At 68.5% G+C, this 18,674-nt stretch carries 14 protein-coding genes, 1 tRNA gene and 2 pseudogenes; 13 read left to right on the top strand and 4 right to left on the bottom strand.

The window, feature by feature from the left end; translation table 11 throughout:
- Positions 1-178: 178 nt before the first annotated feature.
- From Q0994_RS06070 to Q0994_RS06060, 3 genes are all read left to right on the top strand, one after another.
- Entirely contained in the window at positions 179-970 is a 792-nt protein-coding gene (locus Q0994_RS06070) for a sugar transferase (protein ID WP_299529985.1), read from the top strand.
- Between the two features lie 82 nt (positions 971-1,052).
- Complete coding sequence (locus Q0994_RS06065) at positions 1,053-3,323, top strand: (Fe-S)-binding protein (RefSeq protein ID WP_299529983.1); 2,271 nt, start codon at positions 1,053-1,055, stop codon at positions 3,321-3,323.
- Positions 3,324-3,910: 587 nt separating this feature from the next.
- Positions 3,911-4,861 (top strand): YIP1 family protein, encoded by a 951-nt coding sequence (locus Q0994_RS06060; RefSeq protein ID WP_299529981.1) that lies wholly within the window; start codon positions 3,911-3,913, stop codon positions 4,859-4,861.
- 129 nt (positions 4,862-4,990) lie between these two features.
- Here the strand turns inward: Q0994_RS06060 and Q0994_RS06055 are convergent, their stop codons facing one another.
- Positions 4,991-5,497 (bottom strand): phosphoribosyltransferase, encoded by a 507-nt coding sequence (locus Q0994_RS06055; RefSeq protein WP_299529979.1) that lies wholly within the window; start codon positions 5,495-5,497, stop codon positions 4,991-4,993.
- Positions 5,498-5,506: 9 nt separating this feature from the next.
- Positions 5,507-6,082: a dCTP deaminase gene (gene dcd / locus Q0994_RS06050; RefSeq protein WP_299529977.1), complete on the bottom strand. Its 576-nt coding sequence runs from the start codon at positions 6,080-6,082 to the stop codon at positions 5,507-5,509.
- 833 nt (positions 6,083-6,915) lie between these two features.
- Between dcd and Q0994_RS06045 the strand changes: the two genes are divergently transcribed.
- Positions 6,916-6,989, top strand: a tRNA-Gly gene (locus tag Q0994_RS06045).
- Positions 6,990-7,288: 299 nt separating this feature from the next.
- Here Q0994_RS06045 and Q0994_RS06040 read toward each other — a convergent pair.
- Positions 7,289-7,555, bottom strand: a pseudogene (locus tag Q0994_RS06040) (site-specific integrase); the annotation flags it as partial.
- Between the two features lie 77 nt (positions 7,556-7,632).
- Here Q0994_RS06040 and Q0994_RS34120 point away from each other — a divergent pair.
- The 6 genes and pseudogenes from Q0994_RS34120 to Q0994_RS06015 form a co-directional block, all read left to right on the top strand.
- Positions 7,633-7,893, top strand: a pseudogene (locus tag Q0994_RS34120) (FAD/NAD(P)-binding protein); the annotation flags it as partial.
- 313 nt (positions 7,894-8,206) lie between these two features.
- Positions 8,207-8,482 (top strand): hypothetical protein, encoded by a 276-nt coding sequence (locus tag Q0994_RS06035; protein ID WP_299529975.1) that lies wholly within the window; start codon positions 8,207-8,209, stop codon positions 8,480-8,482.
- 795 nt (positions 8,483-9,277) lie between these two features.
- Entirely contained in the window at positions 9,278-9,736 is a 459-nt protein-coding gene (locus Q0994_RS06030; protein WP_299529973.1) for a hypothetical protein, read from the top strand.
- The gene (locus Q0994_RS06025; RefSeq protein ID WP_299529972.1) at positions 9,733-10,380 is read left to right on the top strand and encodes a hypothetical protein; all 648 of its coding nucleotides are present in this window, start codon (positions 9,733-9,735) and stop codon (positions 10,378-10,380) included. Before Q0994_RS06030 ends, Q0994_RS06025 begins: the two co-directional genes overlap by 4 nt.
- Before the next feature lie 3 nt (positions 10,381-10,383).
- Complete coding sequence (locus Q0994_RS06020; protein ID WP_299529970.1) at positions 10,384-15,084, top strand: putative T7SS-secreted protein; 4,701 nt, start codon at positions 10,384-10,386, stop codon at positions 15,082-15,084.
- Positions 15,085-15,132: 48 nt separating this feature from the next.
- Positions 15,133-15,354 carry a hypothetical protein gene (locus Q0994_RS06015; protein ID WP_299529968.1) on the top strand — a complete coding sequence of 74 codons (222 nt, stop codon included), beginning with the start codon at positions 15,133-15,135 and terminating at the stop codon, positions 15,352-15,354.
- Between the two features lie 1,206 nt (positions 15,355-16,560).
- Here Q0994_RS06015 and Q0994_RS06010 read toward each other — a convergent pair.
- Positions 16,561-17,181 carry a hypothetical protein gene (locus Q0994_RS06010; protein WP_299529966.1) on the bottom strand — a complete coding sequence of 207 codons (621 nt, stop codon included), beginning with the start codon at positions 17,179-17,181 and terminating at the stop codon, positions 16,561-16,563.
- Positions 17,182-17,574: 393 nt separating this feature from the next.
- Between Q0994_RS06010 and Q0994_RS06005 the strand changes: the two genes are divergently transcribed.
- Genes Q0994_RS06005 through Q0994_RS05995 form a run of 3 tightly spaced genes read left to right on the top strand, consistent with a single transcriptional unit; the run spans position 17,575 to position 18,484 of the window.
- On the top strand, positions 17,575-17,769 hold the full coding sequence (locus tag Q0994_RS06005; RefSeq protein WP_299529964.1) for a type II toxin-antitoxin system Phd/YefM family antitoxin: 195 nt from the start codon (positions 17,575-17,577) through the stop codon (positions 17,767-17,769).
- A 29-nt stretch (positions 17,770-17,798) separates the two neighbouring features.
- Positions 17,799-18,164: a hypothetical protein gene (locus Q0994_RS06000; protein WP_299529962.1), complete on the top strand. Its 366-nt coding sequence runs from the start codon at positions 17,799-17,801 to the stop codon at positions 18,162-18,164.
- Positions 18,161-18,484 carry a hypothetical protein gene (locus Q0994_RS05995; protein WP_363325532.1) on the top strand — a complete coding sequence of 108 codons (324 nt, stop codon included), beginning with the start codon at positions 18,161-18,163 and terminating at the stop codon, positions 18,482-18,484. The genes Q0994_RS06000 and Q0994_RS05995 overlap by 4 nt, the downstream gene beginning before the upstream one ends.
- Positions 18,485-18,674: the final 190 nt, after the last annotated feature.

Genomic DNA, 18,674 nt, shown 5'->3' with positions numbered 1-18,674 from the left:
CCATCCCCGTGCGCCATCGCGTTCGCCGCGCCGCCGTCCCCACGCCACACGCGCACGTCGGGCGCGCCGACTCCCCCGCTCCACCCTCCCACCATGGGATCGTTCTGTCACAAAATGCCGCGAGCCGGTCAAATCGCTCCGGCACCGATCACCATCGGACTCGAACCGGGCGGGCGCGATGCAGAACGCGAGGCGGCACCACCGACACAACGGCGTCGTACGGCACCGCAACCTGACGGGCGACGCCTGGGAGTGGCGCCCGGCCGGCGCGCGGGTGCGCCCCTACGTGACCCGGGGCAGGTACCGCCTCCGGCCCCGCCCCTGCCCGCCGGGCGGCTTCGTACACACCGCGCACGCCGTACGCGACACGGTCGCCGCCGCCCTGTGCCCCGACCGCCGCTCCGCCACCGCCAAACGCCTGCTCGACCTGGCCCTCGGCTCGCTGCTGCTGCTCCTGGCGTCCCCCGCCCTCGTCTGCGCCGCCCTCGTCCTGGCCGTGCGCCGGACGCCGGGCGGCGTACGGGACGGGCGGATCAGGGTCGGCCTGCACGGACGGACCTTCCTGCTGCGCAGGCTGCGGACCCGCCGCTTCCGCCTCGACGTGCTCTCGGCGCTGCCGCACGTGGTGCGGGGCGAGATGTCACTGGTCGGGCCCGCGCCGCTGCCGCCGCGGCACCCCCGCGCGACCCCTCCGGCCGGGGCCCGGCCCTGGCGGCAGGAGCTGCGGCCGGGCCTGACGGACCCAGCGCGGACGCGGGTACGGACCGGGATGTCCTGGGACGAACCGGCCCTGCTGGAACAGCACTATGCGGAACACCGCACAATGGGGCTCGACCTGGCGATCCTCGCCGGAGCGGCGCGGGCCGGCCTGCTCCCGGCCCTCCGGCGGGCGGCTCGCGGGGCCCGCGGAACCAAGGCAGACCTGAGCGACACAGATCACCGGCCGCCCGGCTACGCCCTGGCGGAATAAGTGGATAGTGTCAGCACAGACTGATTAAGTTACTGCTTAGTAGTGTCGGAATCCCACCCTCGCAGGCCCGAGGAGCCCCCAAATGCAACTCGCAGCGATCATCGTGTCGCTGGTGCTGACCGTGGTCGGCGTTGCGCTCGTCGCCCGAGCCGTCGCGCAGATCTACCGGTTCGTCCGACTCGGACAACCGGTCCCCGCAGGCACCCGCACCGACGACCCCAAGCAGCGCACGATCACCCTGGCCAAGGAGTTCGTCGGCCACACCCGGATGAACCGGTGGGGCATCGTCGGCGTCGCACACTGGTTCGTCGCCGTGGGCTTCCTGACCCTCGGCCTCACCATCGTCCAGGCGTACGGGCAGCTCTTCAAGGCCGACTGGGTCCTGCCGCTCATCGGCAGCTGGCTGCCGTACGAGCTGTACATCGAGTTCATCGCCCTCGGCACCACGGTGGGCATCCTCGTCCTCATCGTGATCCGCCAGCTCAACCTGCCGTCGCGCCCCGGCCGCAAGTCGCGCTTCGCGGGCTCGAAGATGGGCCAGGCGTACTTCGTCGAGGCCGTCATCCTCATCATCGGCCTCGCCATCATGACGCTGCGCGGCCTGGAGGGCGCGCTGCACCACGTGGACGGCTACGAGGCCGCGTACTTCGCCTCGTACCCGCTGGTCGCCGCGTTCAAGGGGCTGAGCACCGGGACGCTGCAGAACCTCGTCTACCTGACCGCCATGATCAAGCTCGGCACCACCATGGCGTGGGCGATCACCGTCGGGCTCAACACCAACATGGGCGTCGCCTGGCACCGCTTCCTCGCCTTCCCGAACATCTGGTTCAAGCGGAACGCGGACGGCGCGGTCGCCCTCGGCGAGCTGAAGCCGATGACCTCGGGCGGCAAGGAGATCGACTTCGAGGACCCGGGCGAGGACGACGTCTTCGGCGTCTCCCAGGTCGAGCAGTTCTCCTGGAAGGGCATCCTCGACTTCTCCACCTGCACGGAGTGCGGACGCTGCCAGTCGCAGTGCCCCGCCTGGAACACCGGCAAGCCCCTCTCGCCGAAGCTCCTCATCATGTCCCTGCGCGACCACGCGCACGCCAAGGCCCCGTACCTGCTGGCCGGCGGCGGCAAGGACATGGAAGGCAACGAGAAGGCGACCGCGGAGCAGCTCAAGGACGTCCCCGCGGCGGCCCTCGCCGAGGCCGAGCGCCCCCTCGTCGGCACCGCCGAGGAGAACGGCGTCATCGACCCGGACGTCCTGTGGTCCTGCACCACCTGCGGTGCCTGCGTCGAGCAGTGCCCGGTCGACATCGAGCACATCGACCACATCGTCGACATGCGCCGCTACCAGGTCATGATCGAGTCCTCGTTCCCGTCCGAAGCGGGCACGATGCTCAAGAACCTGGAGAAGAAGGGCAACCCCTGGGGGCTCGCCAAGAAGCAGCGCGTCGAGTGGACCAAGGAGGTCGACTTCGAGGTCCCGATCGTCGGCAAGGACGTCGAGGACCTCACCGAGGTCGACTACCTGTACTGGGTCGGCTGCGCCGGCGCCCTGGAGGACCGGGCGAAGAAGACCACCAAGGCCTTCGCGGAGCTGCTGCACATGGCGGGCGTCAAGTTCGCGATCATGGGCGGCGACGAGAAGTGCACCGGTGACTCGGCCCGCCGCCTCGGCAACGAGCCGCTGTTCCAGCAGCTCGGCCAGGAGAACGTCGCGATGCTGAACATGGCGTTCGGCGAGTCCCTGGACGACGAGGGCGCGGTGGACGACTCGACGAAGAAGCCGAAGGCCTCGAAGAAGATCGTCGCGACCTGCCCGCACTGCTTCAACACCATCGCCAACGAGTACCCGCAGCTCGGCGGCGAGTACGAGGTCATCCACCACACCCAGCTGCTCCAGCACCTGGTGGACGAGGGCAAGCTCGTGCCGGTGACCCCGGTCGAGGGCCTGATCACCTACCACGACCCGTGCTACCTGGGCCGTCACAACAAGGTCTACACACCGCCGCGCGAGATCATCAAGAGCGTGCCGGGGCTGCGGAACGAGGAGATGCACCGCCACAAGGAACGCGGCTTCTGCTGCGGGGCCGGCGGCGCCCGGATGTGGATGGAGGAGCGGATCGGCAAGCGCATCAACAACGAGCGCGTCGACGAAGCCCTCTCCCTCGAGCCGGACATCATCTCCACGGCCTGCCCGTTCTGCCTCGTCATGCTGACCGACTCGGTCAACGGCAAGAAGAACGACGGCAAGGCGAAGGAGTCGACCCAGGTCGTCGACGTCTCGCAGCTGCTGCTGGAGTCCGTGAAGAAGCCCGTCGAACCGGAGCCCGAACCGCAGCCGGAGCCCGAACCGGCGGCGTGACCCGCGGGCGTGACCTACGGCCGTGACTCTCGGCCCGTGACACCTCGGACCGTGGCTCTTGGTCCGTGACACCGCGGACCGTGGCCGTGGCGCGGCCGACGGAGACCGCGGGGGTGCCGACGGGACACCGACGGAGAACGAAGCGGCCGGACCTGCCTCGGGGGCAGGACCGGCCGCTTTTCCGTGCGCGGGGGCGGGGCGGGGGCAGTCGTAGGCGGGTGCGGGAGCGGGACCGCAGGCAGGGGCAGGCCGGAGCGGGGGCAGGGCGGGCAGGGGAGGTCCCCGTTCCCCGGGTGCTCCGCCGGCCCGCTGCTGGTGCCCCGCCCCTTGCTGCCGTCCTCCGTCTGCCGGCCCACCGCTGGTTGCCCGCTGCCGCTCGTCCGCTGCTGGTTGCCCGCCGCCTGCCCATTACTGGTTGCCCGCCGCCTGCCCACTGCTGGTTGCCCGCCGCCGCGGTCCTCCGCCCCGCCCTGCGGGGCCGTAACCCTTCCGGGTCACCCGTAGGGGATGTCACAGCTCGGCCGCAAAGGCACCCCGGGCTCCCTCGCCCTCTCACCGCACCCCAGGGGACCAGGTACGTTCGGTCCGTGGCTGGATTCAGGATCGGACGCGGCCGGGGCAACCGCACCCCGCAGACACCGCAGCAACCCCCGCGGCAGCAGCCGTACGGCGCACAGGCTCCACAGCCGCCGTACGGCGCGGAGCCGTGGCCCCCGCAGACGGGAGGCGGCCCGCACGGGGCGCCCCCCTACGGGGCACCGCAGGGCCCCCCGTACGGCTCGGACCGGGGCAGACCGGGGCAGCAGGGCCGTACGGCGCACGGCGGGAACACCGCGGGCGGGCACGGGGAGCCCGAGTACTTCGGCGATCCCTACCAGGAGCCGGCGCGCCACGACCCGTACGCGAACAACGCGGGCCACACGACGGCGTTCTCCATCGACGACCCGTACGGCGACGGCAACACCTACCGTGCCGGCCAGGCCGCGCAGCCGGCCGGGCCGCGGCTGCACTGGAAGCAGCTCCTGTCGGGGATCGTGCTGCGCCCGGCGCCGACCTTCCTCCGGATGCGCGACCACGCGGTCTGGGGCCCGGCGCTCATCCTCACGTTCCTCTACGGCCTGCTCGCGCTGTTCGGCTTCGACGAGGCGCGCGAGGACGCGATCAACGCCACCCTGTCGACGGCCGTCCCGTACGTGCTGTTCACGGGCGTCGCGTTCGTCATCGGGGGGCTCGTCCTCGGCGCGGTCACCCACACCGTGGCCCGCCAGCTCGGCGGTGACGGCTCGTGGCAGCCGACGGTGGGCCTGTCCATGCTGATCATGTCGCTCACGGACGCGCCCCGGCTGGTCTTCGCCCTCTTCCTGGGCGGCGAGAACTCCCTGGTCCAGGTCGTCGGATGGATCACCTGGCTCGCGGCCGGCGCGCTCTTCACCTCGATGATCAGCAAATCGCACGACCTGCCGTGGCCGAAGGCCCTCGGGGCGTCGGCGATCCAGCTCGTCGGACTGCTGACGCTCATCAAGCTGGGCACCTTCTGACCGGGCCCCCTCCGGCCGGCGCCCTTTGACCGGTCCCGCCCGGACGGAACGCGAGAGGCCCCGGAGCACCTGAGGTGCTCCGGGGCCTCTCGGCGTACCGCGCGCGCCGGACGACCGGCACGGCACGGCTCAAGAGTCGAGCACCTGGCTCTCCCGGCGCACGACCGGCTTCTCCACGCTCCAGGGGAAGTTGATCCACCGATCGGTCTTCTTCCACACGTACTCGCACTTCACGAGCGACTGCGGCTTCTCGTAGATGACCGCGCTGCGCACCTCGGCGACATGGTCCATGCAGAAGTCGCGGACCAGCTTCAGCGTCTTGCCGGTGTCCGCCACGTCGTCCGCGATCAGCACCTTCTTCCGCGAGAAGTCGACCACGTTGGGGACGGGCGCCAGCATCACCGGCATCTCCAGGGTGGTGCCCACCCCGGTGTAGAACTCCACGTTGACCAGGTGGATGTTCTTGCAGTCCAGCGCGTACGCCAGACCGCCCGCGACGAAGACGCCGCCGCGCGCGATGCTCAGCACCACGTCGGGCTCGTAGCCGTCGTCCGCGACCGTCTGCGCGAGCTCGCGCACGGCGTGCCCGAACCCCTCGTAGGTCAGGTTCTCGCGTCCGTCACCGACGTTGGTCATGTCCGAGCCTCACACCTGGGTCCGATGAAAATTCATGAACGACCGCGAGGCCGTCGGCCCCCGCTGGCCCTGGTACCGCGATCCGTACCGCTCCGAGCCGTACGGGAACTCGGCCGACGAGGTCAGCCGGAACAGGCACAGCTGCCCGATCTTCATCCCCGGCCACAGCTTTATCGGCAGCGTGGCGAGGTTCGACAGTTCCAACGTCACGTGGCCCGAGAAGCCGGGGTCGATGAAGCCGGCGGTCGAGTGCGTGACCAGCCCGAGGCGACCGAGCGAGCTCTTGCCCTCCAGGCGCGACGCGAGGTCGTCGGGCAGCGAGACGACCTCGTACGTCGAGGCCAGCACGAACTCGCCCGGGTGCAGGATGAACGGCTCGTCGCCCTCCGGCTCGACCAGACGCGTCAGGTCGGCCTGCTCGACGGCGGGATCGATGTGGGGGTACCGGTGGTTCTCGAACACCCGGAAGTAGCGGTCGAGCCGCACGTCGATGCTCGAGGGTTGCACCATCGACGGATCGAAGGGATCGATGCGGACTCGCCCGGCGTCGATCTCGGCCCGGATGTCCTTGTCTGAGAGAAGCACGGTCCCGAGGATACGCAGAATGCACCACCCCGCCCCAACCGGACCACGCTCCCTCCCCCGCCCCACCACCTGCCCAAACACCCCCAGCTCCCCGAAAGCGGCCTGCGCACAGGGCTGTCGGGGAGCCGGGGGCAGGACAGGAGGGTGCGGGAGAGGGGCGGGGTGTGATCGGCGAAACGGGGCGCGTGGGGCCCGGGGCGGTCCTGAGACGGTCTCCGGCACCGATCTCGGGGCGATCTCGGGCGGCGATCTCGGGAGGATCTCGGGGGGCGGGGTCCAGGGACTGGCCAGCCTGCGACCCGAGGGCCGGGGACACGGGGACCGGGCGAGGCGGGGACAGCGCGAACCGGGAGATTCCGGCGCGGCCCGGCCGACCGGGCCGCGCCCTCACCTCACCGGCTACCGGCTACCGCTTCTCGAAAGCCACGGGAACCGCCTGCCGCAACCGCGCGCAGCGCGGGCACCGGATGAGCCGCCCGGGCCCGATCCGGCCGGCCCCGAGCTGCTGCATCGGAAACGACGACGTGGCGAAAACATGGCCCTCGGCACAACGAACGACGGTGCGCTCCATCGACTGCATCAAGTCCCTTCCCCAACCAACCGTGGACGAGAAAGCCACATTAGGGGATGAACAGGACGTCACTCCAGGCGGCACTCCGCCCCACACGCTACGCCCTCAACTCCCGCCGCCCACACCCGCGTCACTCCTCGCACCATCCCGCCCGCGCCCGCGAAACCGCCGCCGGAACACGATCAGGACCCACGGCGATACGCCGGAGTCCTGACTTGGGGTACAGTGTGCGAGCATGCTCCGCCGATCATCGGCGCGCTGCGCGGGTGTAGTTTAATGGTAGAACATGAGCTTCCCAAGCTCAGAGCGCGAGTTCGATTCTCGTCACCCGCTCCACGACGAAGGCCCAGGTTATTGACCGGGGCCTTTCTTGTTGTCTAGACCAGTTTCCCGGGGCGTGCCATTCGCGTGCCATAAGGGCCTTGATGACCTGCGCCAATGATGCTCCTGATGACGAGACCCCTTCCTCTGAGTCCCGCAATCATCCGTCCCTCCGAAGTGGCCTGCCCCACACTCGTGGTGTGGGGCAGGCCCTCAGCGGTCAACGCCGCGCAGCCCGTGGGGCAGAGGGTCCGGGCGGACGCGGCACCAGCGGGGTGCATGGTCGCGCCACCACTCCCCGAGGCCGTGGCCAACTGCTGACGGCGCACATCGAGATCGATGTTGGCGGCGAGCCTGCGCTGGTGCTCCTTGGTGGAGTGCTGATAGATCAATTGCGCGCGCTCGGACGACTGCCCTGCGCGAACCAGGAGGTCCTTGAGCCTGGCGCCGGTGTCGGCCGCGAGCGTATTGCCCGTGTGCCGCAGGTCGTAGAAGCGGAAGCCGTCGGGCAGCCCGACCTTATCCCGGGCCCTGCGCCACTTGCGGCCGAAGGTGGTGCCGCGCAGCACCGCTCCTCTCTCGCGGCTTTGAGCTGGAGCCAATTTGGGGCGAGTGATCACGGCCCCCGCAGGCTTCCGGCGCGTCGGGCTGGTCGTGGATGTCCCCGGCAAAGCACGACGTTGGGGCCCTGACCTTAGAAGATCGCCCCAATGTGGCGGTCCACTACGCGGCCTGGCTGGGAGAACGAGCCACCGACCAGATCGACGAGCTGCTGGGTCAGCCGCTGGTCCCCCGCGCGCTCTACGGCGAGTATCTGTCGCAGCCCGCCGAGAAGACCACGGCCGCCCTGAGCGAGCGGGGTTGGCTCGTGCGCGTCGTGGCCGCCCGCGTGACCGACGTCGTCCGCCACGGAGCCCGTCTTGCGCTGCGCAGTCAGAACGCGCAGGCCTACGAGGCCACGCGCGTGGCGCTGTGCGTCCGCGAGGGGCGCCCCCGGATCTGTAGGGTCTCGCCGGCAATCCGGGCTTCCACGGCGACCCCTATCCGCTGGCCGACACGCTGCGCCAAGTCCGGCCAGAGCCGATGCGGCGGTCATCGGCTGCGGTCTCGCCGCCATCGACGTGGTCGTGTCGCACGCCGCGCGCGGACACCAGGGGCGCCTCACACTCCTCTCGCGCAGCGGAGTGCTGCCGCATGTCTGGCGGCGCCCGGACGACCGGCACCCGCAGCACGTGACCGCCGAACAGGTGTCGGTTTTGTACGAAGCAAGGGGGACCGTCGCGCTCGACGAACTCATCGGGTTTGTGCGCATGGAGTTGGCGGATGTGGGGGAGGACTTCGAAGACTTCGTCAGTGATCGGCTGCCGCGTACTCAGCAGGCGGCCCACAGCGTCGGCCCGTACGCGTGGCGGCTACTGCCCAAATCCGACCGGGTGTGGCTCCTGCGCCACCTGCGCATGGTCACCAGCGCGCCTCTCCCATGGTTCCGGCGAACGCGACCGTCCTGATGCGGCTCCTGGATTCCGGTCAGCTCACCGTCACTTCCGGCGTCCGCTCGATCGAGCCGGTCAACGGGCAGTTCAGGGCCCGGGACGACAACGGCGAGCAGACTGCGGAGGCCGTCTTCAACGCGGTCAACCCGCCACCGCAAGCGTTCCCACCGGCGCCCGGCGACTGGTCCGGTCTCTGGTGGGCGCCAGCCTGGCCACACTCCACCCGTCCGGCGGCCCGCTCCCCAGCCACCCGCGTGCCCACGGGTCGAAGACCTGACCGGCGGCGGCTCGTTCACCACATTGAGCATCCCCGGCATCGCCGCCCAGGCGCCCTGCCACCGCAGGCACTCAACAGGTCCTGACAGGGCAACGGCCCCTCTGACGTCCCATCTCAGTGCCCGGGCAGGGCAGATCAACCGTCATCCCGATTGGACGCTATGACGCCACTCGTGGGCGCGATCGCGGTGAGAACAGGTGCGGCCGGCTGCGGTGGTCAAATGCCGCCGAGCCACCGCCCACCACGTTGGCGACTGCCATGATGGCCCCGAGAGCGCGACACCAGCCCAGCTGAGGCCGTGCCACAACGTGCCAGTAGGAGCAGTAAAAAGCGGTCACCAGAGGCCTTCACCGAGTGAGCTGACGCGAGGTCGCGGGTGACGTCTCACGTCGCACAGCGCCGGTCGGCGGGATGCCGCAAGGGGCGACGGCGTCGCGGAACCGCTGGTTCATGCTGAGCGTGGTGTCCTACGGTGTTCGAACCCGGGGGCCGGCACCGGGACCAGTGGACCGTGGCACGAGGACGGGGGCTCGATGGTTGAGGGGACAGCACTGGCGGATCGGATCGCCGAGCGGCGGGCCGGCATCGGAGATCCGCGGGCCATGCTGGGTGAGTTGCGGCGGGGGTTGTTGCTCGTGCCGGTGGACGGTGGCGGCCTGTGGACCGCGGAGTTCGGCGGGATCCGCTGGGTGTGCGGGTTCACCGACGAGGAGGCGCTGGCCCGGTTTGCCCGGGCACGCAGCACCGCGGACGACGCAGGCTCTGTCGGACGGTCGTGGGAGTTCGCCGAGCTGCGGGGCGCGCGGCTGCTGGACGAGATCATTCCCGCGATGGGGGCGCCGGCCGGGGTCGCGGTGAACATCGCCGACCCGGACGGTTCGATGCTCTTCCCCCCGGTGACCGGGATCGTGCCCGACGCGGTCGCCGTCGACGCCCAGGAGGCGGAAGCCGTACCGGGTGCACGGACCGAGGAGGGGGGGCGGGGCCGATGAGCGGCGACGGTGCGGGGGATCTGAACGTAGACCCGGTCAGCGTCCAGCAGATCACCAGCGGTCTGCGGGCGGCGGTGGCGGAGCTGAAGGAGTTCGGCACCGGCACGGGGGCGGTGCTCGGCAAAGGACTGTCGGACCTGTCGATGACCGGCATGGAGGCGGGCCATCACGGTTTGTCGGTGGACTTCGAGGACTTCTGCGAGCGGTGGGAGTGGGGAGTCCGGGCCTTGGTCCAGGACGCGAACGCCATCGCGGCGAAACTGGGCCTGGCCGCCGGGATCGTGTGGGAGGAGGACCAGTACGTCCAGGGCACTCTGAAGATCGTGGTCAATGCCGGTGTGGGCAACCCGCACGCGTCCGAGGACGAGATCGTCAAGCAGGACTGGGGCGACGTGCTCACTCCGGACTACCTCAGCCCGGACTACAGCCGGGAGTCGTTCGAACGGACGGCGGACGAGGCCGGACAGACCTGGAAGGACACCGGGCGGGCGCTGCTGACCGAGGGGAACGGCGGGCGGCAGAGCGAGATGATGAACGACTTGCTCGGCGTCGATCAGGAAGCCTTCGACCGGTCGGTGGACGAGACGTTCGGGCCGTCGCCCGAGGAACGGGCACGGCAGCAGCATGACGGTGGGGGGAACTGATCCATGGGGCTCGGGGATTTCGTCAGCGATCTGACTCCGGACGTCGTCGAGGACGCCATCGAGGACGGCACGGAATGGGTCGGCGACCGGGTCGAGGACGCCGGGAACTGGACGGCCGACCGACTGCAGGACGTGGGCTGGGACTCCGGCGCCGACTGGGTGCGCGAACAGTCACGTTCGCTGGCGAACCGGATGGGCGCCGAGGTCGACGAGATGGACCTCGGACAGACCGAGGACAAGACGAAACTCATCTACGGAAGTCCCTCCGAGCTCCGCTCCACCGCGTCCCACCTCAAGGACCTTCAGGGCGCTTTCGACAAGGTCGGCGGCGGCATGAGGGGCCTGGACTCCTCCGCCCTGAAGGGCCAGGCGGCGGACGCGTTCCGGGCTTCGGTCTCCGTCGAGCCGCCCAAGTGGTTCAAGGCCGCGGACGCCTTCGAGAAGGCCGCAGGCGCCCTGGAGTCGTTCGCCGGGACGGTCGAGTGGGCGCAGGGGCAGGCTCAGACGGCGATCGACACATGGAAGGCGGGCACCAAGGCTTCCGAGGAGGCGATGGACGCCCACAAGGAGAGTTGCGACACCTACAACCGGGCCGCTGACAAGTACAACGCCATGCCCGCCGACGAACGCGATCCGTCCACGTTGCCGCCGAAGCCCGGGGCGTTCAGGGATCCCGGCAAGGCGCGCATGGAGGAGGCGCAGCGGCTGCTGACGGAGGCACGCAAGCAACGCAACACGGCGGCGGAGGTTGCTCGTACGGCGGTGGCTGCCGCACGGGACGCCGCGCCGCAGAAGCCCAAGTACGCCGAGCAGGCCGCAGACGGGCTGGCCGAGTACGACGTGATGAAGACCCACTTCGGCGGCGGGATCGCCAAGGGCACGGCGGGTCTCCTCACCTTCGCGCGCAGCGTCAACCCGATGGACCCGTACAACCTCACCCACCCCGCCGAGTACGCCCTCTCGCTGAACAACACCGCTGCCGGGCTGGTCCAGGTCGCCAACGACCCCTGGGGCGCGGGCAAACAGATGGTCACCAGCTTCATGAAGGACCCGGCCGAGGGATTCGGCCGGCTCATACCCGACCTGGTCCTCACCGCAGCCACCGGCGGCGCCGGAGCCGGAGTCAAGGGAGCCCGGACCGCGAAAGAGCTCGCGGACCTCGCACAGGACGCGAACAAGGCCCGTCGCCTGGTGGACGACGCCCCGGAAGGCACCCACAACCGGCCCGACGGCGAGCGCACCACCAAAGGCACCGACCCGGTCGATCTGGCGTCGGGCCGCATGTTCCTTCCGCAGACCGATGTGGTGCTCCCCGGGGTGCTGCCCCTCGCCTTCGCCCGCCGTGCGGAGTCGGGCTACACCGCCGGCCGGTTCTTCGGCCCCTCCTGGGCCTCCACCGTCGACGAGCGCCTGGAGATCGACGCCAACGGGGTCGTCCACGTCACCGACGACGGCCTCCTGATCACCTACCCCCACCCCGTCCCCGGCTCACCGACCCGCCCGGAATCCGGCACGTCACGCAGGGTCCTCAGCCGCGACGAGAAAGGCGACTACACGCTCACCGACCTCCACGACGGACTCGTGCGCCATTTCGACGCACCGGACGGGGCGGAGCCAGGGAGCGACGGTGACGCCTGGCTCGGACAGATAAGTGACCGCAACGGCAACACCATCACCTTCGACCGCACTGAGGACGGCACACCCAGGGCCTTGGACCACTCGGCCGGCCACCACCTGGGGCTGACGCTGGCTGATGGACTGGTGACAGGACTAGCGCTGCTCACCCTTGCAGCGAGCGGAGCGGCGCCCACGGCCGCCGATCGGAGGGCGGCTCTTCCGCTGCGTGCCTACGGCTACACGGACGGCAACCTCACCACCGTCACCAAGCCCTCGGGGGCCGCCCTCACCTTCGCCTACGACGACCGTCGCCGAATGACGGCGTGGACGGATTCCAACAACAGCCGGTACAGCTACTCCTACGACGGCCAGGACCGCGTCATCGCGGAAGGCGGTGAGGCGGGCCACTTCCAAGTCACCCTGACTCATGGCGAACCCGATCCGTCCACAGGCAACCGAACCACCACTCTCACCACCGCCGACGGTCGCTCCACACGTCATCTCGTCGACGGCAGGTGCCGGGTCCTGGCCACCACCGACCCGTTGGGCAACACCAACCGCGACACCTTCGACGCCGACGGGAACCGGCTGACGCACACAGACGAGCTAGGACACACCACCGCCTTCTCCTACAACAATGAGGGCAGAGTCTCCAGGGTCACGCAGGCGGACGGCACCCGTCTGCTCGTCGCGCGGAACCGGCTGGGGCTCGTGACCGAGCTCGTGGAGCCGGACGGGTCCCACCGCCTGCAAAAGTTCGACGCCCACGGCAATTGCACGGCGGTCATCGAGCCAGGTGGCAGCACCACCCGCTACACCTACGACGCGGCGGGCCGGGTCACCTCGGTTACCGACGCACTGGGCAACGTGACCAGAGTCCGCTGCGACCCTGCCGGATTGCCCGTGGAGATCATCGACCCGCTCGGTGGCACCACCCGTTACGACCGGGACCCGTTGGGTCGCCCCGTCCGCGTCACCGACCCAATGGGAGCGGTCACCCTCCTGCGCTGGTCCCTCGACGGTGAACTCGTGGAGCGCACCGGCCCGGACGGCGCCACGGAGTCGTGGACCTACGACGGTGAGGGCAACCGGCTCACCCACACCGACGCCGTCGGCGGAACAAGCCATTTCGAGTACACCCATTTCGACCTGCTGGCGGTCCGGACCGATCCCGACGGGTCACGGTACGAGTTCACACACGACGCGGACTTGCGCCTCACCCGGGTAACCAACCCACAGGGACTCACCTGGACCTACGCCTACGACCGGGCCGGCCGGTTGGTCTCCGAGACCGACTTCGACGATCGCACCGTCGGTTACGCCGTCGACGCGGCCGGAAGAATAACCGCCTCCGTCACCCCTCTCGGGGAGACCGTCTCCTACGCTCACGATGCCCTCGGCCGCGTGATTCGCAAAGACGCCGTCGGTCGGGTGACCACCTTCGCTTACGACCCGGCTGGACGGCTGATACAGGCGAGCGGTCCCGACGCCGAACTGATCTACCAGTACGACCGGGCCGGGCGTGTGAAGACGGAGCTTGCGGATGGCCGTACCACCACGTACGCGTACGACGCCCTCGGTCGGCGCACCCGCCGGATCACCCCCACCGGCCGACGCACCACGTACGGATACGACGCAGCGGGTCGGCCCGCTGAACTGACCGCCGGTGAACGGCGCATCACCTTCGCCCACGACTCTGCGGGCCGGGAACGGGAACGCTCCTTCGGTAACGCCCTCACCCTCGCCTCCACCCGGGACGTGGCGGGCCGCCTCAGCACCCAGCACCTCGTCGGCCGCGACCACACCACGCTGAGCACGCGCGCCTACACCTACCGCGCCGACGGGTATCTCACCGGCCTGGACGACAGCCTGAACGGGGCCCACCGCTTCGACCTGGACGGCGCGGGCCGCGTCACCCGGGTCACGGCCGCCAACTGGAACGAGTCGTACGCCTACGACGCCGCCGGGAATCAGACCGTTGCCACGTGGCCCTCCTCCCACCCGGGACACGACGCCACCGGCCCCCGTTCGTACACCGGCACCACCATCACCCGTGCTGGGAACATGCGGTACGAGCACGACGCCGCCGGCCGGACCACCCTGCGCCAAAAGACCAGGCTCTCCCGCAAGCCCGACACCTGGCGCTACGAATGGGACGCGGAAGACCGTATGACCGCGGCAACCACCCCGGACGGCACCCGGTGGCGGTACCGCTACGACCCGCTCGGCCGCCGGATCGCCAAGGAGCGCCTCGGTGGCGACCACCAGACCGTGGTCGAGGAAACCCGCTTTACGTGGGACGGCACCACCCTCTGCGAACAAGTCACCATCGCGACCGCGCTGCCCCGGCCCATCGTCCTCACCTGGGATCACCAAGGACTCGGCCCCCTGGCCCAGACAGAGCGAATCCTCTCCGCCGATTCCTCCCAACACGCGGTGGATGAACGCTTCTTCGCCATCGTCACCAACCTGATCGGCGCGCCCTCCGAACTCGTGGACGAAACGGGTTCCTTGGCCTGGCACACCCGAACCACTCTCTGGGGCACCACCAGCTGGTCCAGACGCAGCACCGCGTACACACCTCTCCGTTTCCCCGGCCAGTACTACGACCCCGAAACCGGCCTCCACCACAATTACCACCGTCTTTACGACCCCGAGACCGCCCGCTACCTGACACCGGACCCGCTAGGACTGGCCCCGGCACCTAACCCATCGACGTACGTACACAACCCACACACCTGGTGCGACCCTCTGGGACTGGCCCCCACAGGGACCTGTCCGCCTGAGCATCCCGCGGTGGACGAAACACGTGGTCGCATAGGTGATGGAAGCATCGTGAGCGAGCATCCGATGACAGCCGATGAGGCGCTGGACGCCGCTCACAGGTTCTTGGGTGATGACTACGTGGAAAAGGGAGTGAATCGCGGCGTGTTCCGCAGCGCAGACGGACTACGACAATTCCGCATGGATCCTGATTCCATACAGGGAAAACATTGGCCTGACATCCCACATGTACACTTCGAGATTTTTCCCGAGCCCGGCGCCAAAAAGTCGGCGGTAAACAACCATGTCCCCCTGATCGAGTAAGATTTCACTGCACCACCACGCAAGGGGACGCTCCCGGGAGAACAAAAGATGATCAAAATTGGCAAGGTCGGCAAGATTGCAGCAGGAGACGAATTCGGGAAATTCGTCAGGATCGACGAACTCCCTGACGACCCGCCCAGCTATCTGATCCTCCTTGCCGAGGACTCGGAGTTCCTCAATGGGTGCGGAGATTACTGGGTAGAGAACCGCGAAGAGCTGGAAGAATTCTTTGCCGAAGCATATTGGGAAGTCGAATGGGCCAATCATTGAGAAATCATCCACCCAGCGCGTCCGCGCGAACACCTGCAGCACCGGTGACCCGAAATCTCACAGAGAATCACCGCCCTCAGTCATGAACGTGAGTACGTGGTGCTCGAAATTTCTACTCGTTTCAAATGACCACCTTGGCTGGACATGTGAAGCAATGCTCGAATGAGGGCGCTCCTGCAGAAGACGGACACCGCAGGACTGAGCGACCAGGAAATCTCTCCTATGTTCCGTGAAGTCCTGGAGCGAGGATGCCTTTGACACCCGCCGGCGGGCGGGTGCTGACCGACCTCCTCCCTGAGAGCCTGTCGGAGTAGTGCGACCGGCTCGCGGAGGAAATCACGGTCAACGGCAGGGGAATGACGGACTACGACCTGCCCACTGCGACGGACGAACGCGCACCGCTCCTCGTGCGGAGGTGCCTGGCCTATGTCGCCGCCTGTCTGCATGCCGCACAGGAGCAGTTCGGCGACACAGCGGTGAAGTCCTACGTCTCGTTCTCCGCCGACACCGACGAGGCGCTACTGACCTCCAACGTCACCTTCTGCACACCACTGCCCGACGTCCGCCCGTACATCCCGGACCTCGAGGGAGTGGCGGACGCAGCGGTCGCGGAGTTCTCCGCGGAGGACTGCCCCATCGGTCACGAGCGTAAGCGAGCACCGGCACATGCCCATCAGCGTGCACTGCGGCAGACATGCGCAAGTACCCGCCGTTCGTGCCCCACCCGTGCCCTTTGGAGCGAACAACAGCGGTCAAGAGCGGCATCCATGTACCACACGAACCTTGGTCGAACCGAGCAAACATGCAGGTCAGGACGACTGTGCCGGTCCAAGAACCGCTGATTCCCAAGCTCAGAGCGCGAGTTCGATTCTCGTCACCCGCTCTTTGATAAAGGCCCCGGTCGACGACCGGGGCCTTTCTTGTCGGCTCGACCTTTTGAGGGTGGCGTGCCCGCCGCGTGTTGAGAGAAGGATGGCTCACGTCCGGTGGGCGTGAGCCATCCGCTGAAAGCTGTCTCAGGGCTTCGCTGAGGGCGTCACGCCTTGGTTGACTCCCAGCGATCCTTGGCACAGGTGATCCGGAACTTGGTCGCGCTGGCGGCCTTCAACAGCCGTGCCGCGTGCCCGGGTGGGGCCGCCTCCCGACCACACCCGGTCAGGAGCATCGCACCTGCGACCACGGCTACGACGGCGTCGGCCCCACGTCTCATGCGGCAGCCGAGGTGGCTCGGACCCGGTACGCCGCGATCCCCGTAGCAAGTGTGTCGGCGATGAAGCCCGTACGAAATGGCTTGCCACGGGCGATACTGACCATGCCGTTCCCAGGGCGGGAGACCCCCACTTCGCGAAGAAGTTTGGTGAGCACGGTCCCGAGCTTCTGCGTGTCCATGCCCAGATGAGCCGCCAGGTCGGCGCTGTACATCTTGCCGCCGGCACGAACGATGGCCTCATGGGCGCGGACCAGAAGGGTGGGAACTCCTGTATTCGGGTCTCTCGGTACAGAGACCTCCCCGGACTCATCGACCAGGGCCTCCGAGGTCGATCCGTCGAACTGCTCGCCACTCGCTGCGCCCGTGTCCATGCGCAGGGCGAGCTGAGGCGCTGGGAAGTCCACAGGCACGGGCGGGGCGGGAACGCGGGCCACGACAGGTGCCGGGTCCGCACGCTCGGCACCGACCGGCTGTCCGGAGGCGATGAGGGCGTAGACGTGAGCGACGTCGACGAGGGCTGACGCTCCGACGAAATCACTGCGGAGCAATGCGGTCCGTGCCTCAGTAGCGATCTGCTGAGCGGAGGCCGCTGCGCCGGAGCGCGCTTGCTTGTTCATACCTGGACAACGCAGCCAGCACGCCACCGGACACTTGCCGAGACCGACAAGACTTCCATCCGATCAGCCCAACATCTGCGGCGATGCCGCCCACCTGCGAAAAGCGGCTGAGTCCTCGGTGATCACGGGTGGCAGTGGACGCGCCGGTACGCACTCCGGTGCGCCCCCCTCATTGGCGGTGCGCCCCTTCGCTCCTCCGTAACCTTGGGCGTGGCCGCGCTACGTAAGAGCAAGCGGGGCGGTCCCTCCACCGGCGCCACCTGGCATTGGCGGGCTCCAACGAAAATCGGTCGGGTCGGCGTTTACCACCCAGTGCGCCCGTCAGCCCCTACGAGCCGCCAGCACCTCTCCAGCAGGTATATCAACTAGCATAGTTGTTATATGCTTCAGCGCATGGAGACGAAGACCTACACAACCATCGACCTGCGCAAGGGGATGGGCGAGATCCTGGACCGGACCCGGATCGCCGGTGAGGCCGCCGCCATCACCCGCAAGGGGAAGACTGTCGCCTACCTGGTGCCGGCCGAGTGGTTCGAGGAGATGAGCCGTCGGCACCAGTCGCACGAGGACCGGCACGAGGCGGCCTGACCCACCCTTCACGTCAAGGAGCCCGAACCATGCCCGCCCATGCACTCCACTTCGATGGGTACGAGGGGGAACCCCCGCGGTTGCCGCCCATGCCCGAACGCACTCCGCAGGCACTCAGGTTGGCCATTCAGGAACACGCCCCGCACCTCCTCCCGGACTTCGAGGCCCACTGGAAGCGCGTCATTGGTGACGCCTTCAGCATCACCCCCGTGCCTGCCTTCATGCGCCTGTGGTGGACGCAGTACGCCATCGCGCGAAATCCCGTTCTCGACTCGCACCTTCGCGACCTCGAAGCCCGCGCAGCCAAGTCCGACGACCCCGAGGAGTCCATCCGGCTCCTGGAGGAGTACAGCCGTCTGCGGCACGAAGCCGCCGAGAGGAAGCCCGGAGAGTGATCGACGAACCACTCCGGCCACCCTGGCAGATGGACTGGACGAAGCAGGCACAACACGACTTCGAAAGCATGCCTGCCGAAGGCAGTGACCTGGTCATGAGTGTTCGTGCGGAACTGATCACCGCTGAAGATCCGTACTTCCGGGGAATCGACGCCGACGTCTCGCTCCCGCATTGGATGACCGTCCGGCCACTGGCTTCCACGAACCCCGGCGGCCCCCACATCGTGGACCTTGCCGGCGGACGCGGCTGGCTCATCTACACCTTCATGCGCCGCCACGCCGACCCACAGATCGTCGTCACCGAAGCCTTCTGGGCCTGACGCCTGCGTCACCGCGGCGTCTGCGCCACGGGAGGCTTCCGCTTCCTGCCACCGCTTCGGCACGTCACCTCAGGTTGTTGACCTGCCGTCGGCGTGCCCCATCCGTGCCCTTCAGAGCGGACAACAGCGGTCAGATGCGGCTCCCAGAGACCGGGAGCCATCCACCTGCCCAACCCGAAACCGCAGGTCA

Origin of the sequence: uncultured Streptomyces sp., from assembly GCF_947488945.1 — a bacterium.
Taxonomy (GTDB): Bacteria; Actinomycetota; Actinomycetes; order Streptomycetales; family Streptomycetaceae; genus Streptomyces.
This window is presented reverse-complemented; position numbering and strand designations above follow the sequence as displayed.

Coding starts and splice junctions, on each gene's coding strand:
- Q0994_RS06015 (WP_299529968.1), top strand. CDS start 15,133: ATGATCAAAATTGGCAAGGTCGGCAAGATTGCAGCAGGAGACGAATTC.
- Q0994_RS06070 (WP_299529985.1), top strand. CDS start 179: ATGCAGAACGCGAGGCGGCACCACCGACACAACGGCGTCGTACGGCAC.
- Q0994_RS06005 (WP_299529964.1), top strand. CDS start 17,575: ATGGAGACGAAGACCTACACAACCATCGACCTGCGCAAGGGGATGGGC.
- Q0994_RS06025 (WP_299529972.1), top strand. CDS start 9,733: ATGAGCGGCGACGGTGCGGGGGATCTGAACGTAGACCCGGTCAGCGTC.
- Q0994_RS06000 (WP_299529962.1), top strand. CDS start 17,799: ATGCCCGCCCATGCACTCCACTTCGATGGGTACGAGGGGGAACCCCCG.
- Q0994_RS06055 (WP_299529979.1), bottom strand. CDS start 5,497: ATGACCAACGTCGGTGACGGACGCGAGAACCTGACCTACGAGGGGTTC.
- Q0994_RS06020 (WP_299529970.1), top strand. CDS start 10,384: ATGGGGCTCGGGGATTTCGTCAGCGATCTGACTCCGGACGTCGTCGAG.
- Q0994_RS06030 (WP_299529973.1), top strand. CDS start 9,278: ATGGTTGAGGGGACAGCACTGGCGGATCGGATCGCCGAGCGGCGGGCC.
- Q0994_RS06010 (WP_299529966.1), bottom strand. CDS start 17,181: ATGAACAAGCAAGCGCGCTCCGGCGCAGCGGCCTCCGCTCAGCAGATC.
- Q0994_RS06065 (WP_299529983.1), top strand. CDS start 1,053: ATGCAACTCGCAGCGATCATCGTGTCGCTGGTGCTGACCGTGGTCGGC.